The organism is Streptomyces formicae, assembly GCF_002556545.1.
Classification (GTDB): Bacteria; Actinomycetota; Actinomycetes; order Streptomycetales; family Streptomycetaceae; genus Streptomyces; species Streptomyces formicae_A.
This window is the reverse complement of the sequence record NZ_CP022685.1, coordinates 6,530,729-6,553,331: the sequence shown is the minus strand read 5'-3', so window position 1 is coordinate 6,553,331 and position 22,603 is coordinate 6,530,729. Positions and strand designations below refer to the sequence as shown.

Genomic DNA, 22,603 nt, shown 5'->3' with positions numbered 1-22,603 from the left:
GCCTCCCTGGAGCCGAGTCTCTGCCGTCAAGCGTAGGCGAGCGGGCCAAAAACCGGCCGGGACCGAAAAAGTGCAGGTCAGCCGGGAGTCTGGGCGCTCTCGACCGGGAAGAGCCGGAGCCGGTGGGCGAGCGCCGCGGCCTCGCCACGGCCGGTGACGGAGAGCTTGGCGAGGATGTTGGAGACGTGGACGCTCGCGGTCTTCGGGGAGATGAAGAGCTCCTCGGCGATCTGGCGGTTGCTGCGGCCCACCGCGACCAGGCGCAGGACGTCCCGTTCGCGGCTGGTCAGGCCGAGCGCCTCGGCCGGGTCGGCGGGGGCGGCGGGCTCGCGCGCGGTCGCGGTCCTGTCGAGGTTGAGCCGGGCGCGCTGGGCGAGGCCGGTGACGGCATCGGCGAGCGGCCGGGCGGCGAGCCGCTCGGCGACCTCTCCGGCCTGGCGCAGGAGCTGGGCGGCGCGGTCGCGGTCCGTGTGCTGCGGGGCGAGGAGGGACTCGGCGAGACGCAGGCGCGCCTGGGCGAGGTCGTAGGGGCGGTCCATGGGTTCCAGTGCCTGGACCACGGCGGACCAGTCGTCGGGGCCGTCGCGGCCCTCGGAGCGCAGGAGTTCGGCGCGCGTCCACTCGTCGTAGGCGCGCCAGAGCGGGATGGGGGTGGCGAGGGACTTGGCGGCCGCGCGGATCCGTTCGACGGCGGCGGGGCGGCCGGGTTCGGCGATGGGCAGGCCCCGGGAGTCGGCCTCCATCGTGGCGGCGGCGAGCACCAGCGGCCAGCCGTACTTGTAGGTGCCGATGGGCAGACCGGTGGCGAGGCCGCGTTCGAACTCGGCGCGGCCGTCCAGGACGCGGCCCTCGCCCGCGGCGACGCCGAGGGCGATGCGGATGAGGACGAGGAGGTACTGCGGCTGTGGATCATGGGTGCCGAGGTGCTGGTGGGCGGTCTGCATGTGCTGGTCGGCGGCGACCAGGTCGCCTCGGTAGAGCGCCATGCGCGCGGTGCGTTCGGAGGCGGAGACGCGGGGTTTCGAGCTCTGCACACAGCGCTGGGTCTGGGCGACGGCTTCGGCCGCCTCGTCCCAGCGGCCCAGTGAGATCAGCGACTCGGCGGCGTTGGCCCACACCCAGCCCTCGGTGTCCACCAGGCCGTACTTCCGGCAGAACTCGATGCCTTCCATCGCGACCCGTACCGCCTCTGCGGAGCGGCCGACGCCTTCGAGCGACGAGGGGAGATTGATGTGGGCGCGGCTCAGGTTGGTGACCAGTGCCTCGCGGACGACGCGGTCCCTGATCTCGTACATCTCGGCGAGGCCCGCCTCGGGGTCGCCCGCCTCGACGAGGAGGGCGCCCCGGGTGAGCCGGGCGTTGAGCTCGATGACGTCGGCCTTGACCATGCGGGCGTACTCGACGGCCCGTTCGGCGGCGGCCAGGGTCTCGGCCCCCGGGTCGTGCAGCATGCCCCAGGAGGCGCGGTGCACGAGCACCTCCGCGTGCACCTCGGACGGCGGCAGTCCGCGCACCAGCTCCTGCGCCTTGGCGATCTCGTCCCAGCCGTCGCCCCGGCCGAGGGTGGAGACGAGGCGGGAGCGGGACACCCAGAACCAGGCGGCGCGGAGGGGGTCGTTCTCATCCTCCAGGATCCGCAGGGCGCGCTTGATGATCTTCAGGGCGCGTTCGCGTTCGCCGCACAGGCGTCCCGCGACGGTGGCCTCCGCCATCAGGTCGAGGTACTGGAGCGGGGTGGCGGCCGGGTCGCAGCCGCAGGCCGGGTAACCCTCGACGTAGTCGGCGGGGCGCAGTCCTTCGCGTACGGAGTCGGGAGCGTCGTCCCAGAGCTCCATCGCCCGTTCGAGCAGGCGCAGTTGCTCGGCGTACGCGTGCCGGTGGCGGGCCTCGACGGAGGCGCTGAGCACGGCGGGCAGGGCCTTGGCGGCGTCGTGCGCGTAGTACCAGTAGGTGGCGAGGCGGGCGGCGCGCTGGTCGGCGGAGACGAGTGCGGGGTCGGACTCCAGGGCCTGGGCGAAGCGGCGGTTGATGCGCGAGCGTTCGCCGGGCAGCAGGTCGTCGCTGACGGCCTCGCGGACCAGGGAGTGCCGGAAGCGGTAGCCGTCGCCGTCCGGCGACGCGAGCAGGATGTTGGCGCCGACCGCGGCCCGCAGCGCCTGGATCAGGTCGTCCTCGGCGAGCCCCGCGACCTCGGCGAGCAGTTCGTACTCGACGGTGGAGCCACCCTCGGCGACGATCCGGGCCACGCGCTGGGTGTCCTCGGGCAGTTCCTCGACGCGGACGAGGAGCAGGTCGCGCAGGGAGTCCGTGAGGCCCGCGCAGCTGCTGCCGTGGGCGGCGACCGCGAGCTCCTCGACGAAGAAGGCGTTGCCGTCGGAGCGGTCGAATATGTCGTCGACCAGGGACTGTTCGGGTTCGGCGGCGAATATCCCGGCCATCTGGCGGGCGACCTCGTCCTTGCTGAACCGGCCGAGTTCGATGCGCCGCACCGTGCGAAGCCGGTCCAGCTCGGCGAGCAGGGGGCGGAGCGGGTGGCGGCGGTGGATGTCGTCGGCGCGATAGGTGGCGAGCAGCACGAGGCGGCCGCCGCGCAGCGTGCGGAAGAGGTAGGCGAGGAGGTGCCGGGTCGAGGCGTCGGCCCAGTGCAGGTCCTCCAGGACGACGACGATCGTGCGGTCGCGGGAGAGGCGTTCCAGGAGGCGGGCGGTGAGTTCGAAGAGGCGGGCCATGCCCTGCTCGTCGGATCTGCTCGCCGGGTGGCCGACCGGGGCGGCGGAGCCCAATTCGGGCAGCAGCCTGGCGAGTTCCTCCTCCTGGCCCTCGGCCGCGGCGGCGAGTTCGTCGGGGAGCCTGCGGCGCAGCGCGCGCAGCGCCGTGGAGAAGGGGGCGAACGGCAGGCCGTCGGCGCCGATCTCGACACATCCGCCGAGCGCGACGACGGCGCCCCGCTCCTCGGCGGCGGCGGTGAACTCCTCGACGAGGCGCGTCTTGCCGACGCCCGCCTCGCCGCCGAGCAGCAACGCCTGGGGCTCGCCCGTGCCCGGCTCCCCGGCTCGGGCGAGTGCTTCGTTCAGTGCGCCCAGTTCGTCGGCCCGGCCGACGAACACCGGGCTGACGGACCTGGTCTCCACAGCGGCGAGCATCGCACAGTGGGCGGGCCTCGCGGCACCCGTTGTCCGCTGGGTGATCATCGACACGGTCGGGGCCCCTCAGGCGGCCCGGGTGAAGCGGGTTCTGCCGAGCTCCGCGATCACCCGCCCCTCGGCTTCGTCGCGGGCCGATCGGCGGGCGGCGGCGCGGGTCCTGCGGGCCTCGCGGACCAGGCGGCGGTGTGCGGCCTCCTGGGCCAGCTCGGCGGCGCGCATCTGGTGCATCTCGTAGTCGTACATCGCGTACCCCTCGGGTCTCTGGTGGTTCTCGGTGGTGTCCATCGCTCTCTGCGATGTCTCCACTTTCGTCTCCCAGGGTGGTCGCTCACATCGGGCGAGTGCCGCATCTCCGTGAGGTGGGGGGCCTTAGGTACGACGAAGGGCGGGGCAGGGTCCTTAGACCCTGCCCCGCCCTTGCCTTACGGCGCGTGTCCCGTTGCTCAGGAGGGTACGGACGGCAGTCCGAGCAGCAGGTCGGAGTACTTGGCGATGGCCAGGACCAGCCCGATCACACCGAGCACGAGACCCGCCCACGCCACGGACTTGATCCACGGTGCCTGCGGCTTGCCGGGCGCCCCGAAGGCGGGCTTGGCGAGCACGACGAAGGCGGTGACCAGGGCGGCGAGCGCGAAGAGCCCAGCGATCAGCGCGGTGGCCTTCCAGGAGTCGCCGTACATGGCCTGGACCGTCGTGGCGACGCTCGCGCCCTGCTGGGTCTCCAGCTGGCCGTACAGGTTCTCGCGGGCGGAGGCGATCGTGCCGAGCCAGCCGCCGGAGAGACCGATCACGCCGAGCGCGGCCGCGACGACCGCCGCGGCGCCCTCGCCGACACCGGACGACTTGGCGGTCGCGGCCGAATCGGCCGTGACGTCGTCCAGGTCGTCCAGGTCGTCCGCGTCGTCCTCGGCGTCCGCCGCGTGGGCGTCCGCGTCGGCGGCATCGGTCGTGTCGGCGTCGGTCTTGGTGAGATCGGCCTTGGCGGCGTCGGCCGTCTCGTCCTTTCCGGCCTCGTCCGCACGGACCGCGTCCGTACCGGCCGTGTCCTCGGCCACGGCGGTGTCCTCTGTTCCGGGTGCTTCCTTGGCCCCGGCCGCCTCATCAGTCTTGGTTCCCATGCCCCGCACCGTACGGACGGAGTCTGAGAGCTCTCTTAACGAACGGCCCCGGCCTCGGCGGCACGCGCCTCCCGCAGCGCCCGCCACTCCGGCGCGAGCACCGACCACACCTCCATGTCGTGCCGCACCCCCTGCCAGGGGAAGCTCTCGCGCAGGACGCCGTCCCGGGTGAAGCCGAGCCGCTCGGCCGTCGCCTTGCTGCGGTCGTTGAGGGAGGAGACGAGCCACTCCACGCGGTGCATGCCGCGCTCGTCGACGGCCCAGTCGACGAGGATCCGGGACGCCTTGTTGATCAGGCCGCGCCCGGCCACCGTCGGCTCCAGCCAGACGGCGAGCTCACAGCCGTCGACGCTCGTGTCGAAGATCCGGAAGGCGATACCGCCGACGAGCATGCCGTCGACCCAGATGCCGTAGAAGCGGCCGGTGTCGGAAGCCTGCTTGTCGGCGTACTTCTGGAGGTGGGCCCGCGCCGATTCGAGATCCTTCACGGTGACGGTGAAGGGCACCCAGGCCCCCGTGTACTCCCGCGCGCGCTCGACGTGCTCGTAGAACTCCTGCGCCTGCCACGGCTCGACCGGCCTCAGCTCAGCGCCCTCGCCCAGCGATATCGCGAACATCTCGCTCCCTCACCTCACGTGCGTCGTCCTGTACGTCCCGCTGTTCCGGGATACTCGCACGATCGCCGCGTGCGTTCGAACGACATTCCGGCGGCTCGATGCTGATGCGCGGAAGCAGCCGGTCGAGGCGCCTGGGCAGCCACCAGTTGGCGCCGCCGAGCAGATGCATGAGCGCGGGCACCAGCAGCGTGCGCAGGACGAAGGCGTCGAGCGCGACCGCCGCGGCGAGCGCGATGCCGAACATCGCGATGACGCGGTCGCCGCTGAGCACGAAGGCCAGGAAGACCGAAATCATGATCACGGCCGCGGAGTTGATCACGCGGCTGGTCTCGGCGAGACCGACCCGCACGGCCCTGCGGTTGTCGCCGGTCTCCAGCCACTCCTCGTACATCCGGCTGACCAGGAAGACCTGGTAGTCCATGGAGAGGCCGAAGAGCACGGACACCATGATCACGGGCAGGAAGGGTTCGATGGGCCCGGCCCTGCCGAGCCCGAGCAGTTCGCTCCCCCAGCCCCACTGGAAGATCGCCACGACGATCCCGAAGGCGGAGGCGACCGCGGCGACGTTCATCGCGGCGGCCTTGAGCGGGATGCCGATCGAGCGGAAGGCGAGCAGGAGCAGCACGCAGCCCAGCCCGATGACGACGCCCACGAAGAGCGGCAGCTTGCCGACGATGATCTCCGCGAAGTCGTCGTAGCTCGCGGTGACGCCGCCGACGTGTACGTCCAGGGAGCTGTCAGCACCGGCCTTCGGCAGCACGTCGCCGCGCAGCCGGTCGACGAGTTCGCTGGTCGCCTCGGACTGCGGGGCCGATGCGGGCACGACCGTGAGGAAGGCGGTGCGGCCGTCCTCGGCGTACGTCACCGGGCTCACGGAGGCGACGCCCTCGGTCGACTTCAGGGTGGTGCCGAGGTCGGTGAGCGCGTTGCGGTCGCCCGCTCCGTAGACCTCGCTGACCAGGGTCAGCGGACCGTTCACGCCGGGCCCGAAACCCTCGGCCAACAGGTCGTACGCCTGTCGGGTGGTGGCCTTCGCCGGGTTGTTGCCCTGGTCGGACGTGCCCAGGTGCAGCGCGAAGGTGGGCAGCGCGAGCACGGCCATGACGACGACGGCGAGGGCGCCGAGCAGCTTGGGGTGGCGCTCCACGAAGGCGGCCCAGCGGGCGGCGAAGCCGGTCGGCAGCTCCGGTTCGGGTCCGTGATCGGCGAGTCTGCGCCGTTCGCGGCGGCTGAGCGCGCGCGGCCCGATCCAGGAGAGCAGGGCGGGCAGCAGGGTCACGGACGCGGCCACGGTGAGGACCACGGTGAGCGAGGCGGCGATCGCGACGCCGTTGAGGAAGCTGAGCCGCAGGATGAGCATGCCGAGCAGGGCGATGCAGACGGTGGCGCCCGCGAAGACGACGGCGCGTCCGGTGGTGGCGACCGCCCGCTCGGCGGCGACGGGCACGGAGAGACCGCGTTTGAGGCCCTTGCGGTGTCTGGTCACGATGAACAGGGCGTAGTCGATGCCGACGCCGAGACCGATCAGGGTGCCGAGCATCGGCGCGAAGTCCGCGACCGTCATCACGTGGCCGAGCAGCACGATGCCCGCGTACGCCGTACCCACCGAGACGAGCGCGGTGGCGATGGGCAGCGCGGCGGCGGCGAGCGAGCCGAAGGCCAGGAAGAGGACGACGGCGGCGACGGCGACCCCGATGACCTCGGCGGTCTGGGCGCTCTTGGACTCGGTGAGCCCGATGGCGGTGCCGCCGAGCTCGACCTGGAGGTCGTCGGACGCGGCGCTCTTGGCGGCGTCGACGACCGCCTGGGCGTCCGCCTTCGCGATGTCGTCGGCCTGCTCGTGGAAAGTGACGGTCGCGTACGCCGTACGCCCGTCGGCGCTGACCTGGCCCGCGCCCGTGGCCTCGTACGGGCTGGTCACGGACGCCACCGCGGGCATCTCGGCGATCGTGTCCAGGGCCTTGGACACCGGCTGCTCGACGTCGGCCGCGCGCACGGACGTACCGGCCTCGGTGTGCCAGACGACGCTGTCGCTGTCGCCGCCGAGACCGTGGAAGCCCTGGTTCAGGAGCTGGGTGGCGCGGCCCGACTCGGTGCCGGGCACCTCGTAGTCGTTGGAGTACGCGGATCCGGCGACCGCGGCCGCCGACGCGGCGCCGCCGAGGGCGAGCAGCCACAGCAGGACGACGACGAGGCGGTGCCTGACGCACCACCGGGCGAGTGCTGCCACGGTCGGGCTCCCTGGATGGTTCGTGGATCTTTATCGGGAACAGCCGTAGATCAACCGAACAGCCCGCAAAGAACGCTTGAAAGGCGACATGAGCGCCAGGGTCACCTTGACAGCCCTTGGAGATCCTTAGTCCCTTTCGTGGCCTTACTCACAAGGGCACAAGAGGTGCATCGGGGCCGCACGAGAAGCGCGCGGGGGCTCGCACCGAGCCCCCGCGCGCCCCCTTGTCCGGACCTCAGCCCGAGACGCTCGGACGCCCGTTCTCGATGTGGCCCATCAGCCGTCGCCGGAAGGCTTCGTCGCCCTCGGCGGTGACCTCGACGTCGTACCAGCCGTGCTCGTCGGCGGTCCGCCAGGCGATCGTGCGGCTGCTTCCCGCCCGGACCCGGACGGTCCGCGTCCGCGACCGGATGTCGGATTCATCCACATATCCGAGCGGCTTGACCGTGAAGACGAGCTCCCCGCGGCCGCGGTTGGCCAGGGTGAGGTGGATCTCACGACGGGTGATCGCGGAGGCGAGCCGCGCGCCGCCGTCCTTGCCAGGACCGCCGCCCTTGCCCGGCTTGCCGCCCTCGAACTCGCGCCGGAAGCCGTTCGGCCCGGTGACCGTGAAGGCGTACGCGTCACCGGGCACCGGCACGGTCCAGGTGCCCTTGCGCACGACGTCCCTGTGCTGCGGGACCGTGAACTCACCGGCGTACGGATAGAGCGCGAAGTGTGCGCTGGAGCTGCCGCCGTTGCGCAGGCGCACCGTGAGCGCGCCGCCCTCGCCGGGCGTGACGTCCGCGTCGGGCTGGTAGGGCAGCGGGCGGGCGCGGCGGGATCCCGGCTCCTGGACGGGCATCGACTGCTTCAGGGGCGGCTGCGGGGCCCAGCGGCCGCTGAACGCCGGTATGGCGCCGGGCTGTTCGACCTCGGGCCTGCGGTGGCCGCGCCGGAAGTCGAAGGCGCCGGTGAGGTCACCGGTGACCTTGCGGCGCCAGGCGCTGATGTTGGGCTCCCGCACCCCGGTCCACTTCTCCAGGAAGCGCACCACGGAGGTGTGGTCGAAGACTTCGGAGCAGACGTATCCGCCGACGGTCCACGGCGAGATGACCAGCATGGGCACGCGCACGCCGAGCCCGGTCGGCTTCCCCTCCCAGCGCTCCTCCTTGTCCTCGGCGGACTCGGTGCCCGGCACGGGCGGCGGCACGTGGTCGAAGAAGCCGTCGTTCTCGTCGTAGTTGATGAACACGGCGGTGCGCCGCCACACCTCGGGGTGCGAGGCCAGGGCGTCGAGCACCTTGTAGACGATGGTCGCGCTGTGGATCGGCGAGGAGACGCTGGGGTGCTCGGAGTCCTGTGCGGACGGCACCAGATAGCTGACCTTCGCGAGCTTGCCGCCCGCGACGTCCTTGGCGAACTCCTCGGCGAGCTTCCCGGTGGGCACCCGCCGCAGGCCGCGCTCGAAGAGGGACCGCTCGCGCCTGTTCAGCGTGGCGACGCCCTCGTCCAGGGTGGCGAGCAGTTTGGCGCGCTCGGCCTCGTCCTTGGCGTCGCGCACCTTGGCGTAGAAGGCCTCCATGTAGGTGAGGCCGGTCTTGGCGAGGACCTTGCGGGCGATGGCCTTGAAGGTGGCGAAGAACTCGATCTGGTTGTCGGTGAAGTTCTCCCACTCCGTGTACGTCCGCCAGCTCACGCCCGCCTTCTCCAGGCGCTCGGCGTACGTCCCCCAGTCGTAGCCGGGATGCGTGCCCTCGTCGTACGCGTCGTTGCCGACGGCCCGCTTGCCGTTCGCCTCGTAGCCGGTCTTGCCGCTCCACAGGTGGTTGCGGTTGGGGCTGGTGGAGGTGTGGATGGAGGAGTGGTAGGCGTCGCAGACGGTGAAGGTGTCGGCGAGTTCGTAGTGCAGCGGGATGTCCCGGCGCGTGTAGTACGCCATCGTGGCCGCGGTCTTGGCGGTGATCCAGCCGTCCGACCAGCCGTCGTGCCACGCCTTGGAGCCACCGCTCCAGGAGTGGTCGAGCGCCCCGATGTACTGCAGGTCCTTCTTCTGCGTCTCGGCGGCCTCGCGGACCGGGAAGGGCAGGACCGTGCGCAGCCCGGCGGGCTGCTCGAAGACGGACGTGCCGCTGGGCAGGGTGATCGCGTTGCGGTCGCCGAAGCCGCGCACGCCGCGCAGGGACCCGAAGTAGTGGTCGAAGGAGCGGTTCTCCTGCATCAGGATGACGACGTGCTCGATCGAGTCGAGCCCGCCGCCCCCGTGCCGCGGCTCCCGCGCGAGCGCCTCCTGCAACGACGGCGGCAGGAACGAGCCCACCGCGGCGGCCCCGAGCGCGCCCCCGCCGATCGCCATCAGGCGTCTGCGCGACATCTCCCCAGTCACATCTCCCACGTCCGACCTCCCAGTCGACACCCAATGGTTCACGGTTGATCCATTGACCTGTTCGGCGGGGACGCTAGTGACGTCCGGTTTCCCTGTGAAGTCCATGGGCCAAAGTCGCGGTGAACGTCCAAATGGTTCTGGACGGAATGATGCTGATTCCTGCTCAGGGCGGCGTTGTCAGTGCCGGGTGCCATCCTCGGGGCCATGGATCTCACCGCGCGCCTCACCGCCTTCAAGGACCTGGTCGGACCCCCTCCAGGCCCCGCGCCCGCCGTCGACTGGACCGCGGTGGAAGCCTGGCTGGAGACCCCGCTGCCCGCGGACTACAAGGCGCTCGCGTCGGCGTACGGACCGGTGGAAATAGGCCACCCCGACTCCGCCGCCATCCGCCTGCACACGCCGTGCGTGAGCGCCGACGGCCGCTATGCGTACGGCTCCTGGCTGGTCGAGACCCACCGGCACTCCGCGATCAGGCCGCGCATGTTCACCCGGGAGCGGCGCCGCTTCCTGCCCGACGAGGGCGGCCTGCTCGCCTTCGCCACCACCTCGGGCGGCGACCACCTGTTCTGGGACACCTCCGCGGCGGACCCGGACACCTGGCCGGTGGTGCTCCTGACCACGTCCGTCGCGGTCGGCGGCGACGCGCCCTGGGTGGCGTACGAGGTCCCGCTGACCGAGCTGCTCCGCGCGGCCGTACGCGACGGCGTGCCGAACCCCGGCGAGCCCGGCGGCCTCCTCGGCCCCCTGCCCCGCACCGTCCGCACCTGGGCGCCGCTGTCCGGCGCCACGCCCTGGTCCCCGCCGCCCCGCGGGACGTACGTGGACGCCCGGCAGCACGCCGCGCTCACCGAGGGCGAGGGCCTCGACGCGATCACCGCGCTGATACCGCCGCCGCTCACTCCCCAGCTGGGCAAGGGCAGTTGGGAGGAGCTCTTCGAGCGGCTCGGCACCCGGCTGCCCGCCGACTTCGTGGCCCTGGCGCGGACGTACGGGGCGGGGATCTGGAGCTGGTGGCTCGACATGCCCGCGCCGCTCGACCTCGACCACCGGAGCGGTCTCGCGGCGGGCGTCGAGGAGATGCTGGACGGCTATCGGCAGCTGCGCGACGCGCACCCGGCGTACTACCCCTTGCCCGCCTGGCCCGAGCCCGGCGGCTTCCTGCCCGTCGTCTCGACCATCGACGGGGACCAGATCGGCTGGTGCGCCGAGGGGGACGACCCCGACCGTTGGCGCGTCGCCGTCAACCCACGGCACTCGAACCAAGGACCGCCCCTGACAGGGGACTTCACCGGGACGCTCCTGAACTGGCTGCGCGGCGGCCGCCCGGCCACCGAGGGGTTCTTCTGGCTGCGCAAGGACCAGGACCCGTTGGAGCACATGTTCTTCGAGCCGTTCCCCGCACCGCGCGAGGGTCACGTGCCATGAGGCCCGGACGACATGGCGAAGGGGCGGCACCCCCGAAGGTGTACCGCCCCTCACCTGCCGCGGAGGCAGACGCTTACCGCGAAGGCATGCCTCAGCCCTCGCTGACGCCCAGCCTCTCCAGGATGAGCTCCTTGACGCGGGCCGCGTCGGCCTGGCCACGGGTGGCCTTCATGACCGCGCCGACCAGCGCGCCGACCGCGGCGACCTTGCCGCCGCGGATCTTGTCGGCGATGGCCGCGTTGCCCGCGATGGCCTCGTCGACGGCCGTCGTCAGCGCGCCCTCGTCGGAGACGACCTTCAGGCCGCGCTTCTCGACGACCTCGTCCGGCGTGCCCTCGCCCTTGAGGACGCCCTCGATGACCTGACGCGCCAGCTTGTCGTTCAGGTCGCCCGCGGCGACGAGCTCGGTCACCCGGGCGACCTGCGCCGGGGTGATGGCGAGCTCTTCGAGGGCCTTGCCCGACTCGTTGGCGTTGCGCGCCAGTTCGCCCATCCACCACTTGCGCGCCGACGCCGCGTCGGCGCCCGCCTCGGTGGTGGCGACGATCGGGTCGACCGCGCCCGCGTTGAGGATCGACTGCATGTCGTGCTCGCTGACGCCCCACTCCTCGCGGAGGCGGTTGCGGCGCACGCGCGGCATCTCGGGCAGGGCGGCCCGCAGCTTCTCGACCCACTCCCTGGCGGGAGCGACCGGGACCAGGTCCGGCTCGGGGAAGTAGCGATAGTCCTCGGCGTTGTCCTTGATGCGGCCGGACGTCGTGGAGCCGTCTTCCTCGTGGAAGTGCCGGGTCTCCTGGACGATCGTGCCGCCGCCGTTCAGGACGGCCGCGTGCCGCTGGATCTCGAAGCGCGCGGCGCGCTCCACGGAACGCAGCGAGTTGACGTTCTTGGTCTCCGAGCGCGTGCCGAACTCCTCGCGCCCGTGCGGGCGCAGCGAGAGGTTCACGTCGCAGCGCATCTGGCCCTTGTCCATGCGGGCCTCGGAGACGTCGAGCGCCTTGATGACCTCGCGCAGCTCGGCGACGTACGCCTTGGCGACCTCGGGAGCCCGCTCGCCCGCGCCCTCGATCGGCTTGGTGACGATCTCGATGAGCGGGATGCCGGCGCGGTTGTAGTCCAGGAGCGAGTGCGAGGCGCCCTGGATGCGGCCCGTCGCGCCGCCCACGTGCGTGGACTTGCCGGTGTCCTCCTCCATGTGGGCGCGCTCGATCTCCACGCGGAAGATCTCGCCGTCCTCCAGCTGGACGTCCAGATAGCCGTTGAAGGCGATCGGCTCGTCGTACTGCGAGGTCTGGAAGTTCTTCGGCATGTCCGGATAGAAGTAGTTCTTCCGGGCGAAGCGGCACCACTCGGCGATCTCGCAGTTCAGCGCGAGACCGATCTTGATGGCCGACTCGACGCCGATCTCGTTGACCACCGGCAGCGCGCCCGGCAGGCCGAGGCAGGTCGGGCAGGTCTGCGAGTTCGCGTCGGCGCCGAGCGTCGTCGAACAGCCGCAGAACATCTTGGTCTTGGTGCCGAGCTCGACATGGACCTCGAGGCCCATGACGGGGTCGTACGTCGCGAGGGCTTCCTCGTACGACACCAGGTCAGTAGTGACAGTCACGGTGAAACTTTCCCTCTCAGCCCAGCAGGACGTCGTCGTCGCCGAGGCGCTTGAGCTCACGGAAGAGCAGCGCGACGCCGGTGGCGATGGCGGCAGCGGAGACGACGGCGTCCACGAGACGGAGCGTGTCGTGCTCGTAGCGGGCCTTCTTGGCCTGCTTGAGCACGCTGATCGCGCCGAACGCGGTGGTGCCGATCGACAGATACGTACCGGTCTTGGACTTCTTGAAGCCCTTGGCCTTGGTCATGGCACTCACAGCGACGGAGCCTCCTCAAGCAGCGGGTGCCCCCACTTTTCCACGAAGGCGGCCTCGACGGCAGCGCCCACCTTGTACAGGCGGTCGTCCTTCATGGCGGGGGCGATGATCTGCAGTCCGACGGGCAGGCCGTCCTCCGGCGCGAGGCCGCAGGGCAGCGACATGGCGGCGTTGCCCGCCATGTTCGACGGGATGGTGCACACGTCCGCGAGGTACATCGCCATCGGGTCGTCGGCGCGCTCGCCGATCGGGAAGGCGGTGGTCGGCGTCGCGGGCGACACGATCACGTCGACCTTCTCGAAGGCCGCCTCGAACTCGCGGGTGATGAGGGTGCGGACCTTCTGGGCACTGCCGTAGTACGCGTCGTAGTAGCCGGAGCTCAGCGCGTACGTGCCCAGGATGACGCGGCGCTTGACCTCGTCGCCGAAACCGGCCTCGCGGGTCAGCGCGGTGACCTCCTCGGCGGACTTCGTGCCGTCGTCCCCGACGCGCAGGCCGTAGCGCATGGCGTCGAACCGGGCGAGGTTCGAGGAGCACTCGGAGGGCGCGATCAGGTAGTACGCGGAGAGCGCCAGGTCGAACGTCGGGCAGTCGAGCTCGACGATCTCGGCGCCGAGCTCCTTGAGCAGCTCCACCGACTCGTCGAAGCGCTGGACGACACCGGCCTGGTAGCCCTCGCCGCGGAACTGCTTGACGACGCCGACGCGCATGCCCGCCACGGAGCCGTTGCGCGCGGCCTCGACGACCGGCGGGACCGGGGCGTCGATGGACGTCGAGTCGAGCTCGTCGTGACCGGCGATGACCTCGTGCAGGAGCGCGGCGTCGAGCACCGTGCGCGCGCAGGGGCCGCCCTGGTCGAGCGAGGACGAGAAGGCGACCATGCCGTAGCGCGAGACGCCGCCGTAGGTGGGCTTGACGCCGACCGTGCCGGTGACGGCCGCGGGCTGGCGGATGGAGCCGCCGGTGTCCGTGCCGATGGCGAGCGGGGCCTCGTAGGCGGCGAGCGCGGCGGACGAGCCGCCGCCGGAGCCGCCCGGGATGCGGGTGAGGTCCCACGGGTTGCCGGTCGGGCCGTACGCGCTGTTCTCGGTGGAGGACCCCATGGCGAACTCGTCCATGTTGGTCTTGCCGAGGATGACGACGTCGGCGGCCTTCAGGCGCTTGGTGACCGTCGCGTCGTACGGCGGGAGCCAGCCTTCGAGGATCTTGGAGCCGACCGTGGTCGGCACGCCCTCGGTGGTGAAGATGTCCTTGAGCGCGAGCGGGACGCCGGCCAGCGGGCCGAGCTTCTCGCCCTTGGCGCGCTTCTCGTCGACGGCGCGGGCCTGCGCGAGCGCGCCCTCGCGGTCGACGTGCAGGAAGGCGTGCACCTTCTCGTCGACGGAGTCGATGCGGGCCAGGTGGGCCTCGGTGACCTCGACGGCGGTGAGCTCGCCGGAGGCGACCTTCGCCGCGATCTCGGCGGCGGTGAGCTTGATGATGTCCGTCATGTTCTTTTAGTCCTCCCCCAGGATCTGCGGCACCTTGAAACGCTGCTGCTCCTGGGCCGGGGCGCCAGAGAGCGCCTGCTCGGGGGTGAGCGACGGACGGACCTCGTCCGCGCGCATGACGTTCGTCAGCGGCAGCGGGTGCGAGGTCGGCGGTACGTCTTGGTCGGCGACCTCCGAGACGCGGGCGACCGCGCCGATGATGTCGTCGAGCTGTCCGGCGAAGTGGTCGAGCTCCTCGGCCTTCAGCTCCAGACGTGCAAGGCGGGCGAGGTGGGCGACCTCCTCGCGCGTAATGCCAGGCATGCGGCGATCCTCAGGGGTGAGTGTGCGGGTTGTGACCCCAATCCTATGGGTCGCCGTCCCGTGCCCGCGAAACAGTTCCGCCGCCCCGGCCCGCGCCCGGGTACGGGGAGGGCCCCCGCGGCTGTCCCGCGGGGGCCCTCGGTGTCCGGCGCGCGGCCGGGCTCGGCTCAGCGGCGCCTCCTGGCTGCCAGGAGGAGACCCGCGCCGCCGAGCAGCAGTGCCGCGACCGCGCCGAGCGCCCAGAGCCGGTCGGTGCCGGTCTCGGGGAGCACCGGCGGCGGGGGCGGCGGGGTCACGGGCGGCGTCACCTCGGGCGTCACCCGGCAGCCCGGCTCCTCACCCGTACGGCAGTTGCCGCCCGGGGTGGTGGAGACGACCGCGTTGCGCAGCTTCCCGTCGCCCTTGCCGTCACGGCGGACGGTGACCGAGTACGTGACGGTGGCCGTCTCACCGGCGGCCAGCGGGCCGCTCCACTCCAGGCTGTCGCCGGAGCGTCGGACGGTGCCCGCGTCGGCGCGGGCGTCGCCGTTGTACGCCGCGTCGTCGAGCACGTTCGCCAGGTCGTCGGTGAAGGAAGCCCGCTCGTAGTCGGCGGTGCCGGTGTTGGTGGCGGAGATCACGAAGACGACCGTGTCGCCCCGCTTCACCTTGCCCGCGGGTTCGGCGCTCTTGTGCAGCTTCAGCGCGCGGACGCGGGTGTCGGTGGAGCAGTCGGGATCGATCGGCGCGCGCCCGGCGCGCGAGGACCGGGCGGGCATCGGCAGCGGGCAGTTGGACTTGTCGCCGCCGGTGACCGTGTTGCGCAGCCGCTTGTCGCCGCTGAGCGGGTCGTGCACGGTGACGGAGTAGCGGACGGTCGCGACGGCGCCGACCGCCAGGTCGCCGGTCCACGTCAGTCGAGGCGCGGCGAACGCGACCCGGCCCGCGCTCGCCCGCGCGTCCCCGTTGTAGGAGGCGTCGTCGAGGACGCCGCCGAGGTCGTCGCTGACCTTGGCTCCCTTGTAGCGGGCGGTGCCGGTGTTGCGGATGACCAGGGTGTAGCCGACCGTGCCGCCCGCGGTGGCCGGGGACGGCGCCCCGGTCTTGGTGATGTCGAGCCGGGGCTCGCCGTGCGGCTCGGGCTTGGGCGGCACGACCGTCTCGCAGTCCGGGTCGCCGGAGCCCTTCTCGCAGTTCGAGCCGGGCACGACGACCGTGTTGGTGAGCTTCTTGTCGCCCTTGAGGTGGACGGTGACCGAGTAGGTGAGGGTGACGGTCGCGCCCTTGGCGACGTCGCCGGTCCAGGTCAGCTTCGGCCGGTCGAAGTCCGTCGTCCCCGTGGTCGCCGTCGCGTCGTCGTTCCAGTCGGCGTCGTCGAGCACGCCGGTGAGGTCGTCGGTGAGCGTGGCACCGTCGTAGTCGCCGCCGCCGGTGTTCCTGATCGTGACGGTGTACGTGACCCGCTGCCCCTTGGTCACCTGCTTGACCGAGCTGGTCTTCTCGGCCTCGAGCTGGGCCAGCGGCGTCACCTTGCGGCAGTCCGGGTCGGTGGACCCTTCGGGGCAGGTGGATCCTTCGGGACCGACCACGGCGTTGGCCAGCTTCTTGTCGCCCTTCGGGGGCTTGCCGACCGTGACCTTATAGGTGACGGTGACCGTCGCGCCCTTGGCCACCTTGCCGTTCCAGTGGAACTTCTCGCCCGGCTCGTCGAACCGCGTCGTGCCCGCCGTGGCGGTCGCGTCGTCGTCCCAGGCCGCGTCGTCGAGGACTCCGGAGAGGTCGTCGGTGAAGGCGGCGCCTTCGTAGTCCGCCTCTCCGGTGTTCTTGACCGTCACGGTGTACGTCACCGTCTGGCCCGGCTTGGCGGCGGCGGGCGACACGGTCTTCTTGATCTCCAGGACCCCGACGGGCGTCTCGGAGGAGCAGTCGCCGTTCTTGCTGTCCTTCTCGCACGTGGAGTCGTCGGGGCCGACGACCACGTTCTTCAGCTTCTTGTCGCCCTTGGGCGGCTTGCCGACCGTGACCTTGTAGGTGACCGTGACCGTCGCGCCACCGGCCACGTCGCCGGTCCAGGTGAACGCCTTCTTCGCGGCGTCGTAGTCGGTCGTCCCCGAGGTCTTGGTGACCGCGTCGTTCCAGGTGGCGTCGTCGAGCACGCCGGTCAGGTCGTCGGTGAAGGTGGCGTCCTTGTACGCGGTGGACTTCTTGTTGTGCACGGTGACGGTGTAGGTGATCACGTCGCCGGGCTCGGCCTTCTTCGCCGACGAGGTCTTCTTGATCTCCAGGCCGGGCTCGGGGAGCACCGTGCGGCAGTCCGGATCCTTGGAGTCCGGCGGGCAGTTGCCCGAGGTGTCGCCGGTGACCACGTTGCGCAGGTACTTGTCGCCCGCGTTGGTCACCGTGACGGTGTAGGTGACGGTGGCCTTGGCGCCGACGGCGAGGTCACCGGTCCAGGTGAGCGTCTTCGCCGTGGCGTCGTACGCCGTCGTACCGGGGTTCGCGGTGGCGCTGTCGTCCCACGTGGCGTCGTCGAGGACGTCCGTCAGGTCGTCGGTGAAGGTGGCGCCGTCGTAGTCGACGGTGCCGGTGTTCTCGACGGTGACCGTGTAGGTGACCTTGCCGCCGGTCCGCGGGATCTTCGGCGACGCGGTCTTCTTGATCTTCAGGGAGCGGATCTCGGTCGTCTTCGCGCAGTCCGGATCGGTGCTCTTCGCCGGGCAGTTGGACCCCTCCGGGCCCGTGACGGCGTTGGTCAGCTTCTTGTCGCCCCTGGGCGGCTTGCCGACCGTCACCCGGTAGGTGACGGTGACCTTCGCGCCCTTGGCGACGTCCCCGCTCCAGGTGAAGGTCTTGCCGTCGGCGTCGAAGGCGGTGCTGCCCGCGGTCCTGGTGACGACGTCGTCCCAAGTGGCGTCGTCGAGCACCCCGGAGAGGTCGTCCGTGAAGGAGGCTCCCTCGTACGCGGCCTCGCCCGTGTTCTCGACCGTGACGGTGTACGTCACCCGGTCCCCCGGCTTCGCCTCGCTCCTGCTGACGCTCTTCTTGATCTCCAGTACGCCGACGGGGGTCGATGTCCCGCAGTCCGCCTTGGTGCCGCCCGCCGGACAGGTCGAGTCGTCGGGGCCGACCACGGCGTTGGTCAGCTTCTTGTCGCCCTTGGGCGGCTTGCCGACCGTGACCGTGTAGGTGATCGTCACCTTCTTGCCCGCGGCGATGTCACCGGTCCACGTGAGCTTCTTGGTCGCGGTGGCGTAGCTCGGCTGCGTGGCGGTGTTCGTGCCGTCCGTCCTGGCCACCGCGTCGTCGCCGTACGTCGCGTCGTCCACCACGCCCGTCAGGTCGTCGGTGAGGGTGACGTCCTTGGCCTCGGCGCCGCCGACGTTCTCCGCCGTGAGCGTGTACGTGACCTTGTCGCCCGGCTTGGCGTCGGCCTTGGAGGACGTCTTCTTGATGACGAGTCCGCCGACGGGGGTGACCGTCCCGCAGTCCGGATCCTTCGACCCGGCAGCGCAGTTGGAGCCGTCCGGGCCGACGACGGTGTTCGTCAGCTTCTTGTTGCCCGGCGGCGGATCGCCCACGGTGACCGTGTAGGTGATCGTGATGGTCGCGCCCTTGGCGACGGTGCCGACGTAGCGCAGCTTCTTGTCCGCGCTGCTGTAGGAGACGGAGCCGGGGGCCCGGCTCCCGTCGGCCTTCGTCGCTTTGCCGTCGAGGTTGTAGCGCGCGTCGTCCACCACGTCCGTCAGGTCGTCGGTGACCGCGGCGTCCTTCCAGTCGGCCTCGCCCAGGTTGCGGACGGTGATCGTGTACGTGACCTTGTCGCCCGGCTTGGCCTTCGCGGGCGACGCCGTCTTCTTGATGTCGAGGAGGGCGACGGGCACTTCGGAGGAGCAGGCGGCGTCGGCGGTGTCCTCACCGCAATTGCTCTTCTCCGACACCGCCGAGTTCGTCAGCTTCTTGTCGCCCTTCGGCGGCTTCCCCACCGTCACGGAGTAGGTGAGCGTGACGGTCGCGCCCGCCGCGATGTCGCCTCTCCAGTTCAGCTTCTTCGTCGCCGCGCTGTAGGTCGGCTGGGTGACGGCCCTGCCGCCCCCTGTCCTGGCCACGGCGTCGTCGTTGTACGTCGCGTCGTCGACGACGCCCGAGAGGTCATCCTTGACCTCGACGCCGGTGGCGGCCCCGTCACCGGTGTTCTTGACGGTGACCGTGTACGTGACGGTGTCGCCCGGCTTCGCGGTCTTCTTGTCCGCGCTCTTCTCGATCTCGATGTTGCTGGTCAGATCGGGCGCGACGGCACAGCTCGCCAGGTCGGTGATGGCCCAGCTACCACCGCCCTCGGACGTGATACGGCCCGTCTGGTTGTTCTGCGCCAGACCGCCGACCTCCACGGAGACCCCGGTCTTGGGGTTCACCTTGTAGAGGTTGCCGTTGTAGTAGCCGAGGTAGACCGACCCGTGGAAGTAGGCCATGCCGTAGTTGTTGAAGCCGTTGCCCGTGCCCGCGCCGGTGATCTTGGTGACCAGCTCCACCTTCCTGGCCGCGAAGTCGATGCGGTAGAGGTAGGTGTTGCTGCCGGAGAAGACGCCGACGTACACGCCGCCGCTGTTGTCCACGAACATGTCGGGAACCAGCGTGCCGCCGCGCCAGGGGGTACCGGCCGGTGCCCAGTCGGCGATGTTCGTGTAGTTCGTGATCGTCCCTGTGGCCAGGTCCATCGCGAAGAAGTTCTTGGCCGTGCCGCCGTTCTGCGCCCCGTACAGCATGCCGTTCGCCGGATTGACCGTGATGCCGCCCCAGGTGTACCCGGAGGGCGCGGTGCGGGTGGCCCCGCCCACGATCTCGTCGGTGACGGTGTTGGTCCCCGAGACATGCTTGTAGATCTTGTTCGTGTTGAAGTCCTGGTAGATGGCCGCGGTCCTGGACGCGTCGTCCGGGTCCTTGCCCATCGCCATGCTGGTCGACCAGTAGTCGACCGGGTTCGCCGTCTTCCGCTTGGTGATCACCGTGTTCTTGATCGTGGCGTCGCCCGAGGCGTCGTTGGCGAACTCCATCCCGGAGCGGTAGTTGCTGTAGTACAGGTGGTCGCAGTCGAAGGTGGAGGGGTTCTCCTCGCCTTCCACCGCCCAGCTGTCGGCGGCCGCGGACCCCGCGCCGAACAGGACGAGCCCCGAGGCCAGCACCGCCAGCGCGAGCAGCTGGGCGAGGAGTTTCCGCAACGGCGGCGAACTGCCGCGCAAACGCGATCGGGGCACGACCTTGACCCTCCGGATGATGTCGATCTGACATCCCCAAAGGGCCATAAAGCGCATTACGTAACAATGAGCAAAGGCGATTCACCGCCACGACAACCCGTACGCGCTCCGCACCGTCATCCGAACGGCGGCTGCCGGGATGCGCGGGCGCCCTCGGTGTGCTCCCGGCCGCTCCCCCGCCGCAGCCGGGCGGCGCCCGGCTACTGCACCGCCTGTCCCGACGGGTGCTCCGCGGCGTTCGGCGTCTCGGTCGGGTCGGCCTTGCCCGCCGCTGCCGCCGCCGCCCGCGCCGCGGCGAGGTCCGCGGGGCGCTGCCAGCCGCGCGAACCGCGCGCCCGCAGCCAGGCCGTGGTCTCCTCCGCGGGCATCGCCGCGGCGACCAGCCAGCCCTGCACGGCGTCACAGCCGAGGTCGCGCAGCCGCTCCCACGTCTCGTCGTCCTCGACGCCCTCGGCGACGACGAGCAGCCCGAGCGAGTGCGCGAGGTCCACCGTGCAGCGGACGATCTCCGCGTCCTCGTTGTCCACGGCGAGGCGCGCCACGAAGGAACGGTCGATCTTCAGCTCGCTCACCGGCAGGCGGCGCAGGTGCACGAGCGAGGAGTAGCCCGTGCCGAAGTCGTCGAGGGACATCTTGACGCCGTGTCCGGTGAGCCCGGCCAGGGTGTCGGCGGCCCGCTGCGGATCCTCCAGGAGCACGTGCTCCGTTATCTCCAACTGCAGGGCGCCCGGGGGGACTCCGTGCCGGGCCAGGCGCGCGGCGACGGCGCCCGCGAAGCCGGGGGTGTGGACGTCACGCGGGGAGACGTTGACCGCGACGGGGACCTTCAGGCCCTGCGCCTGCCACTTGGCGACCTGTCCGAGAGCCGTCTCCAGGACGTACTCCGTGAGGTGCGGCATGAGCCCCGAGGACTCGGCGATGGCGATGAACTCGTCCGGCGGCACCTTGCCGCGCTCGGGGTGCACCCACCGCACCAGCGCCTCGAGTCCCGCGACCTGTCCGTCGAAGCGGACCTTGGGCTGGTAGTGCAGCTCCACGTCGCCCGCGTCGAGCGCCCGCCGCAGGTCCCCCAACAGGCCGAGCCGGTCGGGGGTGTTGGAGTCGCGCTTGGACTCGTAGACCTCGACGCCCGTGCGGTCCCGCTTCGCCTGGTACATCGCGACGTCCGCCCGGCGCAGGAGTCCCTCCGCGTCGAGCGCGTGGTCGGGGAAGACGGCGAGGCCCGCGCTGGCCTCCAGGACCAGCGTCAGCCCGTCCAGGTCGAGCGGCGAGCCGAGCGCCGCGACCAGCTGGCGCGCCACGCGCGTGGCCGACGTCGTGGAGTCGGCGATCGGCAGGAGCACCGCGAACTCGTCGCCGCCGAGCCTGGCCGCCTCCGCGCCGCGCGGCAGCGCGAGCCGCAGCCGGTCGGCTATCTGCAACAGCAGCCGGTCACCCGCGAGGTGGCCGAGCGTGTCGTTGACCGAACGGAAGCGGTCCATGTCGATGAGCATTAAGGCGGCGCGCGCGCCGATCCGCTCGGCGTCGTCGAGCGCCGTCCAGGTGCGCTCCAGGAGCCACTGCCGGTTGGGCAGCCCGGTCAGCGGGTCGCGCAACTGCTCCTCCGCCCTGGCCCTGGCGATCCACAGGGTGGAGTCGAGCGCGACCAGCGGGATCGCGAAGAGCGGCAGCAGGATCGGCAGGGAGATCGCCACCACGCAGATCAGCGGCGCGATGCCGAGCAGCGCGATGCCGAGGAGACCCTGCCTGACCAGGGCCGTGCGGGTGACGGTCGGCAGGGCGCCGGTGCGTGGCGCGTGCACGTACCAGAGCAGGACGCGGGTGACGGCGAGATAGGCGACGGCGACGAGCGCCACCTCGAACGCGGTGTACAGGTCCCAGGTCTCGGGCAGCCAGGGCGACTCGGTCGTCGGCGCGGTGCCGAACGCGGCGAGCGTGAGCGCGCCCGCGCCGATGCCGAGGATGTCGACGGCGCCGTGCAGCACGCCCTGCCGCCAGCGGTGTCTGCGGGCCGCGCCGACCAGGACGACGACGGTGAGGCTGACCAGGCCCGCGGGCACCCAGCCGTACAGCAGCAGGACGGCGACGGTCAGCGCGCCGCCCGATCCCGTGCCGCCCCACCAGCGGTCGCGGCCCAGGGCCACCAGATGGCCCACGATGAGGCCCGTGAGGACCGCGAGGGACCAGCCCGCGGTGCCCGCGGGAAAGAGCGGGTGTCTGCCCGTGAGCGCCTGGAAGACGGCGGTGCCGAGCAGCACCGCGGCGGCGGTGACGATCACGACGGGCAGCAGCGGCCAGGGCTCGCGGACGGGCGGCACGGAGGAGCCGCCGGGCGTCGACAAGGGGCAGGGACTGTCCGGGGAGCGTCCCTCGGGGCCGCTCCAGGCGCGCTCGCGGGGTTCTATCGCCGTGCTCAGCGCCCCCGTCCCAGCCGGGGCCGTGCCCAGGGTGGTGCTGGTGGTCGGTGCTTCCCGGCGGCCACGCAGCCAGGCTCCCGGCGCGCGCCACAGGCGCGCGCGCAGCCGTGAGTCCGGGGCGGCGCTCTCGGTCGGTTCCATTCCCGTCCCTCTCACAGCCGGCGGTGCCCACGCCACGCGGACTCGGTCCGGAGTCGACCGCGTCCGATGTTCCTGTCCCAAGCCCTGACGAGCACGGGGTGATCCACTTCCGAACCCGCGCCGAGTGGGGGATGCCCCCTTCCAAGCTCTCGATGAGCAGGAGATACCCCGTTAGCAGCGGGGCACGGCAGGCGCACACCTCAACAGTAGGCCGCAGAAGGCTTCCACGGGCAGCGGTCGACTACGGTTGCCCGAATG

Annotated in this window: 13 protein-coding genes; 1 reads left to right on the top strand and 12 read right to left on the bottom strand. The window is 71.3% G+C overall.

Annotated elements, in window-relative coordinates:
- Window positions 1-77: 77 nt before the first annotated feature.
- From KY5_RS28770 to KY5_RS28745, 6 genes are all read right to left on the bottom strand, one after another.
- Window positions 78-3,191, bottom strand: a complete 3,114-nt coding sequence (locus KY5_RS28770; protein WP_234363228.1) for a helix-turn-helix transcriptional regulator — start codon at window positions 3,189-3,191, stop codon at window positions 78-80.
- An 18-nt stretch (window positions 3,192-3,209) separates the two neighbouring features.
- The gene (locus KY5_RS28765) at window positions 3,210-3,452 is read right to left on the bottom strand and encodes a hypothetical protein (RefSeq protein ID WP_234362901.1); all 243 of its coding nucleotides are present in this window, start codon (window positions 3,450-3,452) and stop codon (window positions 3,210-3,212) included.
- Window positions 3,453-3,589: 137 nt separating this feature from the next.
- Window positions 3,590-4,264, bottom strand: coding sequence for a hypothetical protein (locus KY5_RS28760; RefSeq protein WP_098244947.1), 675 nt, complete (start codon window positions 4,262-4,264; stop codon window positions 3,590-3,592).
- A 35-nt stretch (window positions 4,265-4,299) separates the two neighbouring features.
- Window positions 4,300-4,881 carry a GNAT family N-acetyltransferase gene (locus KY5_RS28755; protein WP_098244946.1) on the bottom strand — a complete coding sequence of 194 codons (582 nt, stop codon included), beginning with the start codon at window positions 4,879-4,881 and terminating at the stop codon, window positions 4,300-4,302.
- The gene (locus tag KY5_RS28750; RefSeq protein WP_098244945.1) at window positions 4,850-7,111 is read right to left on the bottom strand and encodes an MMPL family transporter; all 2,262 of its coding nucleotides are present in this window, start codon (window positions 7,109-7,111) and stop codon (window positions 4,850-4,852) included. Before KY5_RS28750 ends, KY5_RS28755 begins: the two co-directional genes overlap by 32 nt.
- Window positions 7,112-7,346: 235 nt before the next feature.
- Window positions 7,347-9,476 (bottom strand): phosphocholine-specific phospholipase C, encoded by a 2,130-nt coding sequence (locus KY5_RS28745; protein WP_098244944.1) that lies wholly within the window; start codon window positions 9,474-9,476, stop codon window positions 7,347-7,349.
- 204 nt (window positions 9,477-9,680) lie between these two features.
- Here KY5_RS28745 and KY5_RS28740 point away from each other — a divergent pair, with 204 nt between their 5' ends.
- Complete coding sequence (locus KY5_RS28740) at window positions 9,681-10,901, top strand: SMI1/KNR4 family protein (protein WP_234362900.1); 1,221 nt, start codon at window positions 9,681-9,683, stop codon at window positions 10,899-10,901.
- 91 nt (window positions 10,902-10,992) lie between these two features.
- Here the strand turns inward: KY5_RS28740 and gatB are convergent, their stop codons facing one another.
- The 6 genes from gatB to KY5_RS28710 form a co-directional block, all read right to left on the bottom strand.
- Entirely contained in the window at window positions 10,993-12,507 is a 1,515-nt protein-coding gene (gene gatB, locus KY5_RS28735) for an Asp-tRNA(Asn)/Glu-tRNA(Gln) amidotransferase subunit GatB (RefSeq protein WP_098244942.1), read from the bottom strand.
- 16 nt (window positions 12,508-12,523) lie between these two features.
- Entirely contained in the window at window positions 12,524-12,754 is a 231-nt protein-coding gene (locus tag KY5_RS28730) for a hypothetical protein (RefSeq protein WP_055544797.1), read from the bottom strand.
- Window positions 12,755-12,759: 5 nt separating this feature from the next.
- A complete protein-coding gene (gene gatA / locus KY5_RS28725) occupies window positions 12,760-14,253 on the bottom strand; it encodes an Asp-tRNA(Asn)/Glu-tRNA(Gln) amidotransferase subunit GatA (RefSeq protein ID WP_098244941.1) in 1,494 nt (497 codons plus the stop codon).
- 6 nt (window positions 14,254-14,259) lie between these two features.
- A complete protein-coding gene (gene gatC / locus KY5_RS28720) occupies window positions 14,260-14,556 on the bottom strand; it encodes an Asp-tRNA(Asn)/Glu-tRNA(Gln) amidotransferase subunit GatC (RefSeq protein WP_010984178.1) in 297 nt (98 codons plus the stop codon).
- A 167-nt stretch (window positions 14,557-14,723) separates the two neighbouring features.
- Window positions 14,724-19,787: an isopeptide-forming domain-containing fimbrial protein gene (locus KY5_RS28715; protein ID WP_199843277.1), complete on the bottom strand. Its 5,064-nt coding sequence runs from the start codon at window positions 19,785-19,787 to the stop codon at window positions 14,724-14,726.
- A 200-nt stretch (window positions 19,788-19,987) separates the two neighbouring features.
- The gene (locus KY5_RS28710; protein ID WP_098244939.1) at window positions 19,988-22,345 is read right to left on the bottom strand and encodes a putative bifunctional diguanylate cyclase/phosphodiesterase; all 2,358 of its coding nucleotides are present in this window, start codon (window positions 22,343-22,345) and stop codon (window positions 19,988-19,990) included.
- Between the last annotated feature and the right edge of the window lie 258 nt (window positions 22,346-22,603).

What these genes read in the sequence shown, in the direction of transcription:
- KY5_RS28770 (WP_234363228.1), bottom strand. Translation starts at nt 3,191, where the DNA reads ATGATCACCCAGCGGACAACGGGTGCCGCGAGGCCCGCCCACTGTGCG.
- KY5_RS28760 (WP_098244947.1), bottom strand. Translation starts at nt 4,264, where the DNA reads ATGGGAACCAAGACTGATGAGGCGGCCGGGGCCAAGGAAGCACCCGGA.
- KY5_RS28755 (WP_098244946.1), bottom strand. Translation starts at nt 4,881, where the DNA reads ATGTTCGCGATATCGCTGGGCGAGGGCGCTGAGCTGAGGCCGGTCGAG.
- KY5_RS28740 (WP_234362900.1), top strand. Translation starts at nt 9,681, where the DNA reads ATGGATCTCACCGCGCGCCTCACCGCCTTCAAGGACCTGGTCGGACCC.
- KY5_RS28730 (WP_055544797.1), bottom strand. Translation starts at nt 12,754, where the DNA reads ATGACCAAGGCCAAGGGCTTCAAGAAGTCCAAGACCGGTACGTATCTG.
- gatA (WP_098244941.1), bottom strand. Translation starts at nt 14,253, where the DNA reads ATGACGGACATCATCAAGCTCACCGCCGCCGAGATCGCGGCGAAGGTC.
- gatC (WP_010984178.1), bottom strand. Translation starts at nt 14,556, where the DNA reads ATGCCTGGCATTACGCGCGAGGAGGTCGCCCACCTCGCCCGCCTTGCA.
- KY5_RS28710 (WP_098244939.1), bottom strand. Translation starts at nt 22,345, where the DNA reads ATGGAACCGACCGAGAGCGCCGCCCCGGACTCACGGCTGCGCGCGCGC.